Origin of the sequence: Mesorhizobium sp. M2E.F.Ca.ET.209.01.1.1, assembly GCF_004010375.2 — a bacterium.
Lineage (GTDB): Bacteria > Pseudomonadota > Alphaproteobacteria > Rhizobiales > Rhizobiaceae > Mesorhizobium.
Genome location: NZ_SADP02000624.1, coordinates 1 through 340 on the forward strand (window position 1 = coordinate 1; position 340 = coordinate 340).

The 340-nt window shown below is 57.6% G+C and carries 1 protein-coding gene; it reads right to left on the reverse strand.

Annotation, left to right across the window (positions count from 1 at the left end):
- A partial coding sequence (locus EN852_RS37185) for a phosphoenolpyruvate carboxylase (RefSeq protein WP_135879789.1) occupies positions 1 to 340 on the reverse strand: 340 nt, incomplete at both ends.

A 340-nucleotide genomic window follows, 5' to 3' on the forward strand; every position in this document is an offset into this window, starting at 1 on the left:
GTCACGGTCGCCGCCGATCCACGACGCGTAGCGCATGAAGGATGGCACTTTGAGATCGTATTTCGGGTAATGACAGGCGAGCGCTTCCTCGACGGCATCATAGATCTTCGGAGTCGCCTCGAAGATCACCTCGCGGAAAAAATGCAGGCCCCAAGCAATCTCACTTTCGACCGAGGGGCGTTCAAGCCGCAACTCACCCGACATCCACAGCAGCTCGATCTCGCTCCTGAGATCGTCGATCAATTGTTGATGCTCGCGCGGCGCCCACCGCTGCTGTTCGAGGTCAGTGAGCTTGCGATAGATGCGTCGGTGGATTTCGAGAACTGTGACTCGCTTTGCC